This window comes from Nitratireductor sp. L15S-10 (assembly GCF_045011005.1).
In the GTDB taxonomy this organism is placed as follows: Bacteria; Pseudomonadota; Alphaproteobacteria; order Rhizobiales; family Rhizobiaceae; genus Nitratireductor.
This window is the reverse complement of record NZ_CP120674.1, coordinates 2,652,632-2,667,981: the sequence shown is the minus strand read 5'-3', so window position 1 is coordinate 2,667,981 and position 15,350 is coordinate 2,652,632. Positions and strand designations below refer to the sequence as shown.

Here is a 15,350-nt window from a genome sequence, read left to right as displayed (position 1 = left end):
TTTGTCGTCATTTCGACAAGGTTGTGTCCTGAAACACATCCAACATTCAAGCGCCAGGGCGTCTTTCCAGACGCCCTGGCGATCTGCTACGTCAATGGTGGCACCGCAGCGGACGCTGCTGGCAACAAACGGGGGCATTGGAGTTGGCCAAAATTCGCTGGACCGTCCTGGCCGTGGCCACGGCCATTTTTCCTGGTTCGGCGCTGGCCGACTGGAAGCCGGTCGAACGTGTCGAACCCTACGCCATCTCCGGGGCAACTGCACTGGATCTTTATAGGTCCATCGGAGAGCGCGGGCCCAAACTCGGCGTACGCCGGGTGATCGCATACACGGATTTCAAACTCACCTGGCGTCGCGATTATCAACCACGCAAGGATGGCGCCTGCGTCCTGGCTTCAGCAACGCCGAAACTGATCATCACCTACCGCCTGCCACAGGTCACAGGGGCGCTGTCATCGCAGACACGTTCGGCCTGGGAGCGCTTCATAGAGGGGGTGAGGGCGCACGAGCGCGTTCATGGAGATATCATCACTGATATGGTGAAGAAGATTGAAGAGGTGTCGGTCGGATTGCGGGTCGAGAATGATCCTGGGTGCCAGAAGGTGCGTGCAACACTGCAGGAGCATCTGGGAAAGCTCTCTCAGGAACAGCGACAACGCAGCCGCGAGTTCGATCGCGTCGAAATGGGCGATGGCGGTAATGTGCACCGCCTCGTGATGGAGTTCATCAATGGCGACAGGCAGCGCAGCAACTGACGCTGCCTGTCCGCGTCCTACATTCTGAATACACCGAACTTCGTATCAGCGATTGGCGCGTTCAGTGCTGCGCCAAGGGACAGGGCAAGAACCTCCCGCGTCTTGGCAGGGTCGACGATACCGTCGTCCCAAAGGCGGGCGCTCGAATAGAGCGGGTGGCCTTCGCGCTCGTATTTTTCGAGGATGGGCCGCCGAAATTCGGCTTCCTCCTCCGCGCTCCAGCTTCCACCCTTACGCTCGATGCCTTCACGCTTGACGATGGAAAGAACGGTGGCCGCCTGCTCGCCGCCCATGACCGAAATGCGCGCATTTGGCCACATCCAGAGGAAACGGGGAGAATATGCGCGGCCACACATGCCGTAATTGCCGGCACCGAACGATCCGCCGATGATCGCTGTGACCTTTGGCACCTGTGCCGTCGCGACTGCCGTCACCAGCTTGGCTCCGTCGCGTGCGATGCCCCCGGCCTCATATTTGCGCCCGACCATGAACCCGGTGATGTTCTGCAGGAACACAAGAGGGATCTTTCGCTGGCAGCACAATTCGATGAAATGGGCTCCTTTCAATGCGCTTTCGGAGAAAAGCACACCGTTGTTTGCCAGAATGCCTACCGGAATCCCGTAAATATGGGCAAAGCCGGTAATCAGCGTGGTTCCATAATTGGCCTTGAATTCATCGAACTCCGAGCCGTCCGCCACGCGCGCGATCACCTCGCGCACATCGTAGGGCTGGCGGGTATCGGCGGGGATGATGCCGTAGATCTCACGTGGATCGTAGGCGGGCGGAATCGGTTTGCGAAGATCGAGCGATATGCTCTTCTTTCGATTCAGGTTTTTGACAATGCGCCTGACGATGGCGAGCGCATGTTCATCGTCCAGCGCATAGTGGTCTGCAACGCCGGATTCACGCGTATGGACCTCTGCGCCGCCGAGCTCTTCCGCGGTAACCACCTCGCCGGTCGCCGCCTTTACGAGCGGCGGTCCGCCGAGAAAAATTGTGGCGTTGCCCTTCACCATCACGGTTTCATCACTCATTGCCGGCACATAGGCGCCGCCGGCAGTGCACGATCCCATCACACAGGCGATCTGGGGAATGCCTTTCGCGGACATGTTCGCCTGATTGTAGAATATGCGGCCGAAATGATCGCGGTCGGGAAAAACCTCGTCCTGATTGGGCAGGTTAGCGCCGCCTGAATCGACCAGGTAGATGCAGGGGAGGTTGTTCTCCAGCGCAATTTCCTGGGCACGCAGATGCTTCTTCACCGTCAGAGGATAATAAGTGCCGCCTTTCACGGTCGCATCGTTGACGACCACGACACATTCCTGCCCTTCAATGCGTCCCACACCGGCAATCAGGCCAGCGGAAGCAATGTCTCCGCCATACATATCGAAGGCGGCGAACTGGCCGATCTCGAGAAAGGGGGCGCCCACATCCAGCAATTGCGCAAGTCTCTCGCGTGGCAGGAGCTTGCCACGATTGACGTGGCGTTCACGAGCCTCATCCGACCCGCCGCGCTCGATCTGTGCGGCTTTTCCGGTCATTTCGCCCACCAGCGCCTGCATCCGGTCGAAATTGGCCTTGTAGGCGTCGGAGGAGGGGGAAAGTTGCGATTGAAGGACGGTCATGCGATCTCCTGCGGCGAATGGGGCACTATGCCCAATCCGTGGTTTGATTCCCATGGTCTGGCAAGCCGCCTGCATCACGCAGCATACGAGCCAGGTGCATTAGGTTGAAGGTCATGAAGGTCAGGTTGCGTCGCGTGAACGCGCTGTCGTAGCCGGCACGGCCGCCGTTCTCGGTCTCATCGCCGTAGGACGGGCCCGGGCCAGCTTCGCCAATCCAGCCGCAATCGGCCTGAGGCGGAATCGTGTAGCCGATATGCTGCAGCGAATAGAGCACGGTCTTGGCCACATGCTTGATGCCATCTTCATTGCCGGTGATGATCGCCCCGCCGACCTTGCCATAGTAAATGTACTGGTCCTTGGTGTTGCGCTGGCCGGAATGGGCGTAGAGCCGTTCGATGATCACGCGGCAGATGGAGCTCTCTTCGCCAAGCCAGATGGGTGAGCCGATCACCAGAATGTCGGCTGCATTTACTTTTGGCCAAATCTTCTCCGGCCAGTCATCAATCGGAGCACCTTCCTCCCGCATATCCGGCGAAACGCCAAAAGCAATGTTGAAGTCGACCGCGCGCAGATAATCGGTCGCGACCCCGCAGCGCTTCATCAGGGCGATGGAATCCTGCATCAGGTCTTCGGTATGCGATGCAGTCCGGTCGCTTGGTTTCAGCGTGGTATTGATGAACAGCGCTCGAAGATCGGAAAAATCAGTGCTGGTCTCATCGGCAAGGCGCTTCTGCAGATCATTGAGTGGCATGGGTTTTCTCCATGTGTGTGTGACCAGGGTCAACGCACGGGAGAGGACATGGTTCTCACGCCTCTGACATCATCTCACGTCCGATCAGCCAGCGCCTGATCTCGCTCGTACCTGCGCCGATCTCGTAGAGTTTGGCATCTCTCAGGAGACGCCCTGCCGGAAATTCGTTCACATAGCCATTGCCGCCCAGAAGCTGGATTGCATCAAGTGCGGTCTGGGTGGCCTTTTCGGCCGCGTAAAGGATGCAGCCCGCCGCGTCCTTGCGGGTCGTCTCGCCGCGGTCGCATGCGGCTGCCACCGCATACACATAGGCGCGGCACGCGTTCATCGTTGTGTACATGTCCGCAAGCTTGCCCTGGACAAGCTGGAACGAGCCGATAGGCTGACCGAACTGTTCACGCTCCCGCACATAGGGGGCTGCGACATCAAGGCAGGCTGCCATGATGCCAACGGGCCCACCCGCCAGCACCACGCGCTCATAGTCCAGACCCGACATCAAGACATTGACGCCCTTGCCTTCCTCGCCAAGCACGTTTTCGAACGGCACTTCGACGTTCTCGAAAACCAGCTCGCCCGTGTTGGATCCGCGCATGCCAAGCTTGTCGAGCTTCTGGGCAACGGAAAATCCCTGCATGTCACGCTCGATGATGAAGGCCGTAATGCCGCGTGATCCGGCGTTCGGGTCGGTCTTTGCATAGACAACCAGGGTGCCGGCATCAGGCCCGTTGGTGATCCACATCTTGGACCCGTTGAGGACAAAGCGGTCGTTGCGTTTTTCCGCCCGGAGTTTCATGGATACGACATCCGAGCCGGCACCCGTCTCTGACATGGCGAGCGCCCCCACGGTCTCGCCCGAGCATAGTGCGGGAAGGTATTTCTGCTTCTGTGCGTCGTTACCCCAGCGGCGGATCTGGTTCACACATAGATTGGAGTGCGCGCCATACGAGAGCCCGACCGAGGCCGATGCGCGCGAGATTTCCTCCATGGCCACGACATGTGCCACATATCCGAGACCCGAACCGCCATAGTCTGGATCGACGGTCATGCCGAGCAGACCTAGCGCTCCCATCTCCTGCCAGAGATGGGCGGGAAACTCGTTGCTTTCATCGATGCCCGCTGCAAGGGGGGCAATCTTTTCCTGCGCGAAGCGATGTGTCATCTCCCGCAGCGCGTCGATATCCTCGCCAAGCCCGAAATTCATCGATCCGGTATACATCGGTCTCCTCCGGTCACATCACGGCGCCCACAAGGCGCATGGTCATGGTATGGTAATTGGCAGCGACCTCGTCCTCCGAAAGCCGCAGCTCAGGGCGAAACCAGACGATCACGCCCGTGATCATCTGGATGATCGCCATGGCGGTCAGTGAAACATCGTCAATCCGGAAGACCCCGTCGCGCAGGCCATCTGTCAAAATACCCCTGAGCTCGCCTTCATACTGGCTGCGCAGATCGAGAATGCGCTTGAGGCGTTCCTCGGAAAGGCTGCGCAGTTCCAGATTGCTCACATGAGTGGAGTTGCGACGGGCCAGGTGAAAGCGGATGTGGTTTTCAACGAAAGCAGCGAGGCGTCCTGCTGGCTTTTCTTCAACAGAGCCCTCTGCAGGACGCGCTTCCCTCCAGGAAATGATCAGGTTTTCCATATGCTCGCGCATAAGCGCGTAAAGCAGCTCTTCCTTGGTCGGAAAATACCGGTAGAGCGCGGCCGGCTGAACACCAACCTTGCCGGCAAGCTGGCGCATTGCCATGGCCTCGAAGCCAAGACGCGCGATCAGGTCGAGCGCCGCCTCTCGGATCGCCGCTTCGGTCTTCTCTCCATCGGATCCGGTCGTGCGCGCCATGAAGCCTCCTCGGGAAATTAATAAAACGAACGTTCAATTAATTCAAGAGCCAGTGAAGCATGTGACGTTTTCTGATGTGTGTGAACCGGAGGGCCTGGGATTTTTGGAGAAACGGAGCCGCCCGGACGGGACAGAAGCACGTATGCCAATGCGTTGATGCCAGGGCGGGAAACCGGGAAAATCGTCCCTGTTCTCCATACCGTCGTGCCCGGTTGACACAGGCGGCTCCGTTGCGAAAACAACGTGATCGGCTGCCATAGGTTCCAGAGTTTTTACAGCGTCGTTTCAAAGAGTTTGCAGGAGCGCGCTGGTCGTCGTGACCTTACAGAATTCGAAGCCGAGTGTAGCCACATGGACCCGGTGCACCGTCTCGGCCGGGATGGTCCCACCGCGCCCATCTGGCAGATCGAAACAGTCGCAGGCATCCTCCACCAAAAGCATATTCCAGCCCATATTCGCGCCGGTTCGGACTGTGGTGGACACGCACATGTCTGTTGAAATTCCGCAGGTCACGATGGTTTTCGCTTCGAGCCGGCGCAGGCGAAGATCGAGATCTGTTCCAATGAATGAGGCGTTGACGCTCTTCGTGACGAGCGCTTCGCCGGGCTGCGGCTCGAAACCAGGGCGCATTGCATGTCCAGGTTCGCCCGGCCGTAGCGTTGAGCCAGGTTCGACGGAATCATGGCGCACATGGATTACCGGCCGACCGGTTTCTCGCCAGGCTTCAAGCAGGGCGAGCGCCTTCCGGTCGACGTCCTTGTTCCAGCGTCGCGGCCATGGCGCATCGTCGAATGCCTGCTGATAGTCGACGAGCAGAAGAACGGCGGCATCCATGTCCATTCTGGTAACCTTTCAATGATCAGGGGGTAACCGGATTGCGCGCATCGGAAAGGATTCGCCCACCGATAGCCATGAAGCACACGCCGGCGGCGCGTTCTATCCAGTGCTGCACGTGCCGAAAGCGGCGAATGATTGGCGCCGAGGACATGAAAAGCGTGACAAGGGTGTACCAGACCAGCGCGCTTAAAATGACCATAACGACCATCAGTCCCATCAGCCAGAACGGTGTGCTTTCGGTGACCGCGGTGGCAAAAACGCTTGTGAAGAGCACAATGGCTTTGGGATTGGTCGATGTGACCAGAAAGCCAAACACGAGCGGATTTCCCTTTGGCCGATCGCTGCCCTCCGTCATTTCCAGTTTGGCTGGTTGGGCGAAGAGCAGCTTGAGCCCCAGATAAATGAGATAGCACCCGCCTAAAAGGCGCACTGCCCACGCCAGCCAGTGATACTCGATCAGGATCGCCGAGAGACCCGCAAGACTGAGCGTCGCGTAGATGCCAAGGCAGAGCGAAACGCCGAGTGTGGTCCATAACCCGGCGATTGTGCCGCGGGTCATTGACGTGCGCACGACGGCGATAAAGTCAGGGCCCGGCAACATCAATGCAGGGATGAAAACCGCAAACACGCTGGCCAGGATCATAAAGGGCCCCATATCTCCTCCAATCCGGAAAGGTGCACAGAGACTGAGCCTAATCGCGCTGGCGTGTTCCGCAAGAGCCATCGGCAGATCTTCGTGCTCGTAACTGGACCAAAATGTCCAGAAAGAGAAGGCCCGTGCCAAAGAACATGCCGACGCCGAGCGTGGCGCCCGCAGCATTAGCCCCGAATGCTTCCAGCGAAAGCGCGGCGAGAGAAAGCATAGAAAGCAATGCGACATTGTTCGCGCTTTCGGAGAGTGCGAGGAGGAACCCTTTTTCCCGACCTGCGCGCTGAGCGATCATGGTCGTGCTCGTCGGTGCGGCAAACCCCAGCGCGACACCCCATCCACCCAGACACAAAACCGCCCCATGGAGCGGAAGCGGCAGGAAGAGGAACATGACCAGGGTGAAAATGAGCAACAGCAGGGCCCCCAGGAGCAAGGTCTGATCGTCTCGAAAAAGCCGTTTGGCAGCGCCGATCAGAACATTCCCCAACGCCAGTCCGATGCCGAAGGCCGCGACGGAAAGACCTGTCTGAAATGTGTTGATCGCAAATCGATCACGCAGCAGTTCGCCGCTCAGGCCGAAGGCGGCAACAGCGGTTCCGTTCCACAGTGCCTTGGCCGCAATGAGCATGAGAAGACTGTGCTTGCGGCCTTTGAAACGAGGGCGAACTTGCCGAAGCGGTGGAAAGTTTTCGGCCTTGAGAACACGATGGGCGGGAAGCATCAATAGAAGGCACCCAGAGGCACTTGCCAGAAAAGGAGCGCGCCAGCCAAACGCGTGGGTGAGAGCGCCAGCGAGCACCGGCCCGAATGCAATCCCGGCCGTCATACCCAGCATGACGAACCCCATTGCCTGCGCGTGGCGTGCATCAGGCAATCGGTCGGCGATCAGGGCGAAGGTAGCGGGGATCAGCGCTGCTGCTGCTGCGCCACCAAGCACTCGAAGGAGGACGGCGATGTCAAGCGCTGGAGCAAAGGCAACCGCAAACCCGTCAGCCGCAAGAACCGCCAGGGCAACGATCAGGAGTCGTTGCCTGTCGATCTTATGGGCGAAGAGCCCGATAATCGGTGCCCCGACCGCATAGGAAAGGGCGTAGCCGGAGATCAGCCACGAAACAGCAGCAGGTGAAGCACCGAAAGCCGATGCTATGGGTGTCAGCATGGGCGCGATCATGAATTCCGTCGCGCCGACGAAGAAAACGACCAGTGCAAGCACTGGCAGAAAAAGCCGTGAAGGCATGGATAACTCCATGAGTGCGTTGATAAGGATGGCCGAACGGCTGGAAAAATGGGGGAGAAAACACCTAAGAGCAGGCGCAAGGGCGCTGCATAGGACACACGAAAATGGGAAAGGTGTTAAAGCGTCTGGCGGCTTGGCCGCATGGAGCAGGTTGCCCCGACGTCTTTGCAACTTTGCACGAATGCGGTGAGCCTGCAAGCGCCATGCATTGTTGGCGATTGTTCATGAGGCTGGAAATCAGGAGACCAATCTAGTCGAATGACAGCGATTCAGGACCAGCGTTTCATGACAGGGGTCTTCATATGAATTTCTCGATCCGGTCGGTTGCTCAAGACGCGGATGGCTGGTGGGATCTGCCCACGGGCTTCGCCAACACCATCGCCGATGTGCCGGGCGTAGCCGTCGGGCACACGACTTGTCTCCACGGCGCAGCACGGACAGGGGTCACAACCGTCATTCCACACAACGGGGATTTGTTCCGTTATCCCGTGCCGGCCGGGTTTTGCGGTGCTGAACGGCTTTGGAAAGAGTGCGGGGCTCCTGCAACTGGCCGAACTTGGGCGTATTGAAACACCGATCCTCCTGACCAATACATTCGGCGTTGCCGCCTGCACCACGGCACTGATCCGCAGGGCGATTGAACAAAATCCGGAAATCGGGCGCAGCCGCGCCACGGTCAACCCGCTTGTTCTGGAATGCAATGACGGACGCGTCAATGACATTCAGGCTCTGGCTGTCACTGAAGCCATGGCGAATGATGCCATTTCGGCGGCCAGCCCGGAGTTTGCACAAGGCACAGTGGGGGCCGGAACCGGAATGCGTACATTTGGCTTTGCAGGGGGCATCGGCAGTGCCTCGCGGCGCGTGGCGCTGCCGTCCGGTCGGGAAACACGTGCTTGGCGCGCTGGTTCTTTCCAATTTCGGAAGACCGGGCGATCTCCGATTGCTGGGTAAACGTGTCGACACGCCCGAGGCCGGGCGTTGCGACCCAGACGACAAAGGCTCGGTGATCGTCGTCTACGCCACGGATGCACCGCTTGATTCGCGCCAGCTCACCCGGCTCTCCCGGCGGGCGGGAGCAGCGCTTGGGCGTCTTGGCAGTTACTGGGGCGATCAAAGCGGCGATATAGCCCTTGCATTTTCGACCGCCAAACCTCCTGTCCATCGACAGTGAGGTCGTTACCATCGAGCGCCTCGGCGAGGCTCGGCTCGACCCGTTCCTGTGCGCGGCAGTCGAGGCGGCGGAAGAGGCGGTGCTGAATGGGCTGTGGCACGCAGAGTCGCTCACCGGTTATGACGGCCTTCGGCTCCCCGCCCTGCGTGATCAACTTTTGCCACGCATGACCTGATGCCCTTGTTCCAGGCTTTCTGGAAGAGTAAGCCGGAAGCAAGGAAGCTGGTATCCGGCTTCCGGCCAGCCCTCGCACATCTCCTCTCCTCCGGTGCGACAGCCAGCATAAAGAACCTGGTTAAGGAGACCCTTGATGTACGCCCGCCTTTTCCGATCCGTTCTGGCTGTGTGTCTGCTGGCAATGCCGGCACTTGCGCAGGATGAGACGGATACGACTGCTCCGGACATCGGAAGCAGGGTTTTGGAAAACTACGTGACCCCTGCTCTTGCCCGGTTTGGCGAAACGAGCAGCGCGCTTGCAGCGGCATTGAGGGCAGCGTGCGAGAGTGGTTCTGCAGGTGATCTTCACGCAGTGCGAACGGCATTTTCTGACACGCTTTCCGCTTTTGCACACGTCTCCGCGCTTCGGTTCGGGCCATTGGTCGCGGAAAACCGTTTCGAGCGCATATTCTTTTGGCCGGACCCGCGCGGTGTAACGCTGCGCCAGGTACAGGGACTGCTGGCTGCGGAGGAGCCGTTACCACGCAATCTGGCTGATCAGAGTGTCGCGCTGCAGGGTCTTCCGGCGCTGGATTACGTGCTCTTCGGCACTGGCGGGGACGTGTTGGCCGAGGACGCCCGTCGTTGCAACTATGCGATGGCAGTTTCCAACAATGTGTCAAATATGGCCGCGGAACTGGAACAGGCATGGGCCGAAGGGACATTGTTTCGTACCGCCTTTGTCGCGCCTGCGGCAGACCGTGACCCTTACCGCTCAACGGCCGAGGTGGCTGGCGAAATCGTCAAGGCTGCTGGCACGGCATTGGAATTTGCCCGCAACGCCGAGCTTCTTCCCGCTCTTGGCAAAACCGTAGAGAAAGCCCGTGGAAAGCGCGCGCCGTTTTGGCGCAGCGGCCAGACCTTCGCTTTCGTCGCCGCTCAGATCGAGGGCGTGCAGCAGCTCATCGATGCCGCCGGGTTTGTCGATGGCCCCTCTGATCTCGTTAATGGTTATGGCCGTGGGATGGATTTCGATCTCTCGCATGCCCGCCAGGCGTTGCTTGCGGTTGAAGCAGCACCGGAAGCGGCGTTTTCTGAAGAACAGGACCGCGGGCGGATTTCCTATGCGGCGATTGCCATGGAGGGAGCGAAGCACACGCTGAACGGAGAGCTGTCTGGAGCACTCGGACTGGTGATGGGGTTCAATGCACTCGATGGAGATTGATCGGCGGACGTTCCTCGTCCTGGCCGCTGCCGCGTCGGTGTTCCGCTCCGATCGCGCGATGGCGGAAGAGGAGCCGCTGTTCCTTGGAGCCCGGCTCAATGCGGGCGCGTTCGAGGCTGCCGTGATCGATGCGGCCGGGCGCGACCGCCTCGTTCTGCCGCTCGAGGCGCGCGGGCATTCTTTCGCCATTGACGCACCACGACGGCGCGCCGTCGCCTTTGCGCGTTCACCTGGTCGTTTCGCCGTCGCTTTTTCCGTTGATGGGAAAGGGGATCCACTCGCCTTCGCACCGCCGCCGGACCGACATTTTTACGGCCACGGAGTTTTTACACCGGACGGGAAACTCCTGCTTGCGACGGAAAATGACTTCGATGGCGAGCGCGGCGTAACCGGTCTTTACGACGCCACCACTGGTTTCCGCCGCGTTGGCGAATTTGAGACCGGCGGCATCGGTCCGCACGAGGTAATCCTTTTGGGGGATGGAAGAACGCTCTGTGTTGCCAATGGGGGCATTCTCACCCATCCCGACTACGAGCGTGTGAAGCTCAATCTTGCGACGATGAAGCCGAGCCTCTCCTATATCGATCTTGAGACCGGCGAGATTGTCGAGCAGGCCGAGCTCGCGCCGGAACTGCACAAGCTCTCGCTCCGTCACATGACACTCGATCGCTTCGGCGCGGTCTGGTTCGGCGCCCAGTACCAGGGCGAGGATGACGCACGACCACCTTTGGTGGGCCGCCATCGTCGGGGTCGGGCGATTGAGTTTTTCTCCGGCTCTGAGGCAACCCTGAAGGCACTCGATAACTATATCGGCTCCGTGGCAACCGATTCGTCGGGCGAGGTCGTCGCCACCTCGTCGCCGCGCGGCGGATTGGCTGTTTTTTGGGATGCTCAAACAGGCCGCTGTCTCGGCGAGCGCGCCCTCAAAGACGGATGCGGGCTCGCTCCGCTTGCCGATCATCGTCTTGTGGGCACCAGTGGGCGGGGCGCGATCGTCCTTACGGGCCCGGACGCACCTCTGGAAAATGTTCGTGTCAACGATCCGACTTCGCCTGCGTGGGACAATCATCTCCGCCGCGTGTGAAGACACACCGTCAATGCGCATTTTGCGTCTTGCGGTCGTCAGGCCGTGTGCTTATCTTCGCCCCGTTCTCAGGGCGGGGTGAAACTCCCCACCGGCGGTAAGCGGCACTGGCCGCAAGCCCGCGAGCGCCTTTTCGCAAGACTGCGGCAAGGGTCAGCAGATCAGGTGAAACTCCTGAGCCGACGGTCATAGTCCGGATGGAAGAGAACGCGCGATTTCCGTGTGCCGGATCCCGGCAGCGGTTCATCGCCCGTGATCGCCTTGGGTGACGTGTCTGTTGCGAAAGGAGATCACGATGACACACACCCGCTATGCATTCATCAAGGCCAATTGGCACGCCGATATTGTCGATCGCGCGCTTGAAGGCTTTTGCCAACTTATCCCTGCCAGCCAAGTAGACGTGTTCGATGTGCCGGGTGCCTTCGAATTGCCGCTGGTCGCGCGGGATCTGGCGGCCTCCGGACGCTACGCCGCCGTTGCTGCGGCAGCCTTCGTTGTGGATGGCGGAATCTACCGCCATGACTTCGTCGCCCAGGCTGTTGTCGACGGCCTGATGCGAGCGGGGCTCGACACGGGTGTGCCTGTCCTCTCGGTCTCGCTCACGCCCCATCATTTTCAACCCACCGAACATCATACCGCGATCTATCGCGAACATTTCATCGAGAAGGGGCGAGAAGCTGCCAGTGCCGCCCTCATGATTGGCAAGACGCGCGCCGCACTGGCTGCGTGACCAGCTTTGCCGCGTGAGGGGCACCGAACCGCGACAAAGTGTCAAAGGACGAATTGCCCCTCACTTTCACCCTCTTGCCGCAGGGCTGAGAAGCTGCTGGCAGGTCGGCAAAGACCGGCGTTGGCGGATAGTTCCGGCGCGAGCCGTTGGTCTATGGACGCTTATGTTCTCAACGCTGGTGATGCGCTTCAGCCAGCGCTTCGGCGAAAGCCTCTTCGAACACATCGATTTCGTGATCCGGGCCGACACTGACGCGTATGCAACGGTCCAGCCCGGGTGTCGCCGGCTTGCGTACAAACACGTCGCGCGTGAGCAGGCCCTGCATCACGGCCTCGGCTGTTGTCTTGCCGCCGCAGTCGATGGCAACGAAATTCGTGGCCGAGGGAATTGAAGCCAGTCCATTTGCCGAAGCGATCGCGGCGATCCGGTCCCTGCAGGCGCTGATGCGATCAAGCGTTTGCCGCAGATACGCCTTGTCCTGCAAGGCGGCCAGACTTGCCGCCTGTGTGATACCTGGCATGCCGAAATGATTCCGGATTTTATCGAAAGCCCGAATGGTCTCCCGCTCGCCGATCGCATACCCGCAGCGCATGCCGGCCAGAGCATAAGCCTTGGAGAAGGTGCGCATGCGCAGGACATTGGGCCGGTCTGGCTCGAAACGGGGCAGGGCGTCTGCCGGTGCGGTCTCTCCATAGGCTTCGTCAAGGATCAGCATACTGGTTTCGGGCAACGATTCGATAAATCGCTGCACCTCGTCTGCCTCCCACCACGTGCCCATCGGATTGTCGGGGTTGGAGAGATAGACCAATGGCGCCTTCTCAGCGATGGCCGCACCGCGCAAACCTTCGAGGTTCTCGTAGTCGCCTGCATAGGGCACCGTCACCAGCCGCCCGCCGAAGCCGGCGACGTGATAGTTGAAGGTGGGATAGCCACCGAGCGAGGTGACGACCGGCGTGCCGGGCTCGATGTAAAGGCGCGCGACAAGGCCTAGAAGCCCGTCAATGCCCTCTCCGACGACGATGTTCTCCGGTTTTACACCATGCTCGTCGGCCAGCGCCGCGCGCAGGTCAGAACTCTCCGGATCGCCATACTTCCAGACATGATGCGCCGCGCTCCCAATGGCCTCGATCACGCGGGGCGAGGGACCAAAACCGTTCTCATTGGCACCGAGCCGGGCGCGAAAAGGCCGCCCTGCGGCGCGCTCCTGCGTTTCCGGCCCCACGAAGGGCACGGTGGAGCGGAGGGAATGTGCGAGTGGGGTAAGCGGTGGGCGTCGTGTCATGGGCCGTGTCTGGTCTGTGCTTTCTCAAACTGAACGCGGCGACCCTACATCAAGCTCGACAAGTGTGAAATCGCCTTTGCGGCGTTGAGCAGAAACACTGCGCACAAAAAACGGGGCCCGGCAAAAGCCAGGCCCCGCTTTAAGCTTTACGGCTCTTCTGATTAGAAGTCGCGCTGGAAGCGCAGGAAGCCGTGGAACTGATCCGGATCGGTCAGACCGTTAACCACACCGTCGAACTTGGTGTAGTTGACTGCGAGCTTCGCGTTGAAGTTCTGCACGATCTCGTAGTCGATCGTCGTGCCGATGTTCCAGGCGTCGACATCGGTGAAGACAACGTCATGACCGACTTCGCTGTAGTATGCGCCGCCGATGGAAGCGGTCAGCTTCGGCGTGGCCTTGAAGCCGATGACGCCAGCGAGCGACCATTCTGCACCCGGCATGACTGCAACGCCACCGTAGGTCGCGGTAGCAATGCCGTCCAGCGGGTTGGCCGAGTAGAAGCTCACGCCGCTTTCGTACTGGGCAAGACCCTGGATGAAGAAGCGGTCGGTCAGGTTCGCCTTGACGATACCCTTGATCGCGAATTCTTCAGCCGTTGCATCGTAAGCTGCATAGAGGTCTGCGGAGCCCCAGCCCTGTGCGATGCCGACCTTACCGACAACATTCGGCGTCCAGTCGTAGTTGTCATCAGCTTCTTCGAGCATGACGGCGAAGGTGACGCCATTGCCAGCTGCGAAGTTGTAACCGATGAAGTGAACGCGGCCATACGGGAAGAAGCCGCGGTCCTGCTCGCCGTGGAGACCCGTGTCCCAGATCGAGTCGGACATACCCATGGAGAGGCCGCCGAGCGAGATCACTGCCTGCTGCAGGTTAACACCCGAGCTGGTCACACCGTGCGAGTAAGCGTCGCCGTCGTTCAGACCAACGGTCGCATTCGCATCGCTGTTGGAGCTCGTGCCACGGAATTTGATCCATGCGCCAAGCGTGCCGTACTCCGTCTCGGAGCGGGCATCGATGTTCAGCTCACCGCGAGCATACTTGTCCCAGCCTTCCTGGTCGGAGAAGTCACCGTCGCCGTAACCGATCTGGTAACGGACCATGCCGCTGATCTTCAGGCAGGTCTCGGTGCCGGGGATGTAGAAGAAGCCTGCGCCGTAAACGTCGCAAACGCGCACATATTCCATCGGCTCCGGCTCGGGGACGACGATCGGGTCGGCCGCTTTTGCGCCGGTCGCAGCAGCTGCGAGAGCTGCGGAGCCAATCAGAAGGCTCTTGAGTTTCATGTTCTGACCTCCAGTCAAAGTTCTAAATGCGGGTCTGGGTATTTTGCTGAAGGACAGCGTTCCCTGCCCCATCCCCAAGAAAAGAAAAGTTCGCGCTTTCGCGCCCCCTTTCCGAGCCTGACATTACTCATGGGGGCGGCAGGTTCAACCGCGATTACGCGGCAAGCCCCCCTGACGGTCGTCTATCCGGAATGGCTGTTGCACAAATGACACGATCTGAGCCACCGGGTAAGTCTTTCTTAACACTTGAAGGCCGGATATCGGCATAACAAACGGCTTCTGGATTGCAGTACTACCGCATTCCGGGGACGAATCGAGGCAAATTGGAGCGGAATCACTGGTTTTGAACCTGATGATTCTCCGCCGCGATTTACGGTGATTCACGCAGCCGCCCGGCGCTCGCCAGGCAGGATGCAGAATTTCCTTATAATAAAGCATGGAAATGCGAATGCCGTATTGATTGTGCGGCCGGTTTTCTTTATCCAGCGTCTCGCCGGAGAGGTGGCCGAGTGGTCGAAGGCGCTCCCCTGCTAAGGGAGTAGACCTCAAAAGGGTCTCGTGGGTTCGAATCCCATCCTCTCCGCCATTCACTTCCCCCCAGGTTCTCGTTTTCCTGAATGGCGGCAAAGCGGCAGCTCTTTTCCGCGGTCTGATATTTCCTTTTTATTTCAATGGATTGACCTGCGCTCTTGCGCATTCGAGCCGCAACAAGCTTCCATCTTTC

13 protein-coding genes, 1 tRNA gene, 1 pseudogene and 1 riboswitch are annotated in these 15,350 nt (G+C 59.7%); of the genes and pseudogenes, 6 read left to right on the top strand and 9 right to left on the bottom strand.

What is annotated here, in order from left to right:
* Nucleotides 1–143: 143 nt before the first annotated feature.
* Nucleotides 144–755: a DUF922 domain-containing Zn-dependent protease gene (locus P2W41_RS12800; protein ID WP_404933329.1), complete on the top strand. Its 612-nt coding sequence runs from the start codon at nt 144–146 to the stop codon at nt 753–755.
* Nucleotides 756–772: 17 nt separating this feature from the next.
* On the opposite strand, the gene P2W41_RS12795 is transcribed toward P2W41_RS12800, so the two are convergent.
* From P2W41_RS12795 to P2W41_RS12765, 7 genes are all read right to left on the bottom strand, one after another.
* Nucleotides 773–2,380, bottom strand: coding sequence for a carboxyl transferase domain-containing protein (locus P2W41_RS12795; protein WP_404933328.1), 1,608 nt, complete (start codon nt 2,378–2,380; stop codon nt 773–775).
* A 25-nt stretch (nt 2,381–2,405) separates the two neighbouring features.
* Nucleotides 2,406–3,131 (bottom strand): flavodoxin family protein, encoded by a 726-nt coding sequence (locus tag P2W41_RS12790; protein ID WP_404933327.1) that lies wholly within the window; start codon nt 3,129–3,131, stop codon nt 2,406–2,408.
* 55 nt (nt 3,132–3,186) lie between these two features.
* Nucleotides 3,187–4,347 (bottom strand): isovaleryl-CoA dehydrogenase, encoded by a 1,161-nt coding sequence (locus P2W41_RS12785; protein ID WP_404933326.1) that lies wholly within the window; start codon nt 4,345–4,347, stop codon nt 3,187–3,189.
* Nucleotides 4,348–4,360: 13 nt separating this feature from the next.
* Nucleotides 4,361–4,969: a TetR/AcrR family transcriptional regulator gene (locus P2W41_RS12780; protein ID WP_292893405.1), complete on the bottom strand. Its 609-nt coding sequence runs from the start codon at nt 4,967–4,969 to the stop codon at nt 4,361–4,363.
* A gap of 285 nt (nt 4,970–5,254) precedes the next feature.
* On the bottom strand, nt 5,255–5,809 hold the full coding sequence (locus P2W41_RS12775; protein WP_404933325.1) for a cysteine hydrolase family protein: 555 nt from the start codon (nt 5,807–5,809) through the stop codon (nt 5,255–5,257).
* Between the two features lie 19 nt (nt 5,810–5,828).
* On the bottom strand, nt 5,829–6,449 hold the full coding sequence (locus P2W41_RS12770) for a LysE family translocator (protein ID WP_404933324.1): 621 nt from the start codon (nt 6,447–6,449) through the stop codon (nt 5,829–5,831).
* Nucleotides 6,450–6,498: 49 nt separating this feature from the next.
* Complete coding sequence (locus P2W41_RS12765; protein WP_404933323.1) at nt 6,499–7,692, bottom strand: MFS transporter; 1,194 nt, start codon at nt 7,690–7,692, stop codon at nt 6,499–6,501.
* A gap of 302 nt (nt 7,693–7,994) precedes the next feature.
* Between P2W41_RS12765 and P2W41_RS12760 the strand changes: the two are divergent.
* The 4 genes and pseudogenes from P2W41_RS12760 (at nt 7,995) to P2W41_RS12745 (ending at nt 12,061) form a co-directional block, all read left to right on the top strand.
* Nucleotides 7,995–9,041 (top strand): annotated as a pseudogene (locus P2W41_RS12760) (P1 family peptidase).
* Nucleotides 9,042–9,176: 135 nt separating this feature from the next.
* Complete coding sequence (locus tag P2W41_RS12755) at nt 9,177–10,247, top strand: imelysin family protein (RefSeq protein WP_292893418.1); 1,071 nt, start codon at nt 9,177–9,179, stop codon at nt 10,245–10,247.
* Nucleotides 10,237–11,331, top strand: coding sequence for a DUF1513 domain-containing protein (locus tag P2W41_RS12750; protein WP_292893421.1), 1,095 nt, complete (start codon nt 10,237–10,239; stop codon nt 11,329–11,331). Before P2W41_RS12755 ends, P2W41_RS12750 begins: the two co-directional genes overlap by 11 nt.
* A gap of 60 nt (nt 11,332–11,391) precedes the next feature.
* A riboswitch (FMN riboswitch) is annotated at nt 11,392–11,544 on the top strand.
* An 82-nt stretch (nt 11,545–11,626) separates the two neighbouring features.
* Nucleotides 11,627–12,061, top strand: coding sequence for a 6,7-dimethyl-8-ribityllumazine synthase (locus tag P2W41_RS12745; protein WP_404933322.1), 435 nt, complete (start codon nt 11,627–11,629; stop codon nt 12,059–12,061).
* 169 nt (nt 12,062–12,230) lie between these two features.
* Here the strand turns inward: P2W41_RS12745 and P2W41_RS12740 are convergent, their stop codons facing one another.
* Nucleotides 12,231–13,343: a pyridoxal phosphate-dependent aminotransferase gene (locus tag P2W41_RS12740; protein WP_404933321.1), complete on the bottom strand. Its 1,113-nt coding sequence runs from the start codon at nt 13,341–13,343 to the stop codon at nt 12,231–12,233.
* Nucleotides 13,344–13,504: 161 nt separating this feature from the next.
* On the bottom strand, nt 13,505–14,626 hold the full coding sequence (locus P2W41_RS12735; RefSeq protein WP_292893428.1) for a porin: 1,122 nt from the start codon (nt 14,624–14,626) through the stop codon (nt 13,505–13,507).
* A 495-nt stretch (nt 14,627–15,121) separates the two neighbouring features.
* Here P2W41_RS12735 and P2W41_RS12730 point away from each other — a divergent pair.
* A tRNA-Ser gene (locus P2W41_RS12730) sits at nt 15,122–15,212 on the top strand.
* The last annotated feature ends 138 nt before the right edge of the window (nt 15,213–15,350 follow it).